The sequence below is a fragment of the Bacteroidota bacterium genome (genome assembly GCA_034723125.1).
Classification (GTDB): Bacteria; Bacteroidota; Bacteroidia; order CAILMK01; family JAAYUY01; genus JAYEOP01.
In genome coordinates, this window is record JAYEOP010000324.1 from 1 (window position 1) to 2634 (window position 2634).

Below are 2634 nucleotides of genomic sequence, written 5' to 3' on the forward strand. Positions count from 1 at the left end.
AGTTTTCTTAGAGGCACTATTTATTTGAAAATATAATAGGCTCATATTTCTATTATTCGTGTTTTTTTGCAGAAAATATAAAGAATTAAAACTGCCACAGACTTCGTCTGTCGAAGACATGCTAAGTCTGTGGCAGTTTTTCTTTTCCAGTTTATCTGGGAAACAAAATTACTTCGTTAAATTCTAAGCATTTATTCTTTTACAATGTCTTAGTAGCAATTGTTTTTTTACTTTGCAAAAAATTTTACTGACAATTTAGTATTTGCTACATTTGTAAAGAAAATTTTAAACAGAATATGTATGAAGAAAGTATTAAATTTCTCGTTCTTAATATTTATGCTAAGCATTTTATCATTTAATGCCAAAGCCCAAAGTAATTCTTTAATAAAAGATACAATTATTAATAATGCAGTAATTGTAAAATTAGATTTAAAATCGCAGATAAACCATTCTGCTCGAAGAACAACAAATCTTGCATTTGAACTTGTTGAAGAAAAAAATGCTGATGCACTTATAATTGAAATGAATACTCCCGGAGGATTACTTAATGAAGCTGATTCAATTAGAACAAAATTAATGAATGCAAAATTTCCTGTTTTTGTTTTAATAAAACCAAATGCAGCATCAGCAGGTGCACTTATTTCTATTGCATGCACAAAAATATATATGTCAAACGGTTCAACAATTGGTGCGGCAACTGTTGTAACCCAAAGTGCAGAAGCCTTACCTGATAAATACCAATCGTATATGAGAGGAATGATGCGTTCCACAGCAGAATCACGAGGAAGAGACCCTAAAATTGCCGAAGCTATGGTTGATCAGGAACTTGAAGTAGAAGGAGTTTCCGAAAAAGGACATGTACTTACATTAACACGTACAGAAGCTTTAAAACTTGGTTTTTGTGATGGAAAAGCTGAAAGCATAGAAGAAGTACTTGAACAAGAAGGTTATAAAAATTATGAAATTATAAAACCGAAATTCAGTGGTATTGATAAAACACTTAATTTTTTAACAAATCCTTTCTTTCACGGAATATTAATTTTAGTAATCCTTGCAGGTCTTTACTATGAATTACAAAGTCCGGGAATTGGTTTTCCTTTGATTTTAGCAGTTATAGCAGCCTTACTATATTTTGCTCCACTTTACATTGAACAACTTGCAGCAAGTTGGGAAATTCTTATTTTTGTTGTAGGGATTCTTTTAATAATGCTGGAAATATTTGTTATCCCCGGTTTCGGAGTTGCCGGTATATTGGGGCTTATTCTTTTGTTAAGCGGTCTTATCCTCGCTCTTGTTGACAACATATATTTTGACTTTACTTTTGTTAATCCCAAAGAGCTTATAAAAGCACTATCCATTGTTACAACGTCTTTCTTTTGTGGTGTTGTATTAATTTTTGCCACAGGAGGAAGTGTTTTAAAAAGCAAAGCTTTCCAAAGACTCGTTCTTACTGATACTCTTTCAAAAACAAATTACAGGTCGAATTTAAGTAACACTCAAACTGTTTCTGAAAAAGAACAAAGCGTTGCAGGTAAAAGCGGTATAGTATATACTAATATGTCGCCAAGTGGTAAGGTTATAATAGAAAATGAAATTTATAGTGCAATTACCGAAGGTGAATATATTGCAAAAAATTCAAAAATTATTGTTTTAAAAGATATGGGAAATAAAGTTATTGTACGTGAATTAGAAAATGAATAAAATGAAATACAGTTTTTTAAAAAATATCCTTTTAGTTGTAGCAATTTTCCTTACTACCAATTTATATTCCCAAGGTTTTAAGTCAGGACTGATACTTGGAATGAACGGTTCGCAAATCTCAGGAGATGCAATGGTTGGATTTAATAAAGGTGGTTTACTAGCCGGTACTTTTGCAGAGTATCAGTTTGCCAATCCTCTTTCCAACATACGAATGGAACTCGTTTATACTGAAAAAGGTAGTAGAAAAGTAATTAATAAAAATGGTATTGGTCCCGGTAAATGGGATAATTACAAAGTTAGCTATCTTGAAGTGCCTGTTATGCTAAATTACAACATCAAAAATATTCTAGATATTCTTGATTACGAGAATGAGAACATAATTCTTAATCTAGGTCTTGGTATAGGTTTTATGGTAAATGAAAAACGAGAGAACTTTGGTTCAGTTAATAATGAACCTGGATTTGCAAGCAAAATAGAAGGAAGTATTTACCTTGGTACTGAATATATTATTAATAATAATTTTGTTGCTTTTTTACGTTACCAAAGTTCTGTTTACAATATGAGTACAGATAGTGCAACACCATTTTGGCAATTTTGGGGATACACACACAGAGGTTATATCAATGTTGTTAGTTCAATCGGAATAAGATATTATTTTTAAAACAATAAGGAATTTTATAGTTCTTAAATTCTTTTAAATAAATTACTCAAGTTTCGCATAATAATTCTGTGTGCTAACATATACTTCGGCTGGTTCTAAATTGAGCTTTAGCACTATGTTTAACGTATTGGTTATTATTAGTTTGCACGGTATAGCAAAACACAGTTTATTACCGCTCAGCATATATTTATTATCTGACTGTTATATTATGTATTTTTTCTTAGTGCAACTTTGTGCCTTGGTGTCTTTGTGGCAAGATATTGATAATTAGC

At 31.1% G+C, this 2634-nt stretch carries 2 protein-coding genes; both read left to right on the forward strand.

The annotated features are described in order from the left end of the window. Positions 1-300: 300 nt before the first annotated feature. On the forward strand, positions 301-1701 hold the full coding sequence (locus U9R42_09065) for an NfeD family protein (protein MEA3496169.1): 1401 nt from the start codon (positions 301-303) through the stop codon (positions 1699-1701). Between the two features lies 1 nt (position 1702). Beyond that, positions 1703-2362, forward strand: a complete 660-nt coding sequence (locus tag U9R42_09070; GenBank protein ID MEA3496170.1) for an outer membrane beta-barrel protein — start codon at positions 1703-1705, stop codon at positions 2360-2362. The last annotated feature ends 272 nt before the right edge of the window (positions 2363-2634 follow it).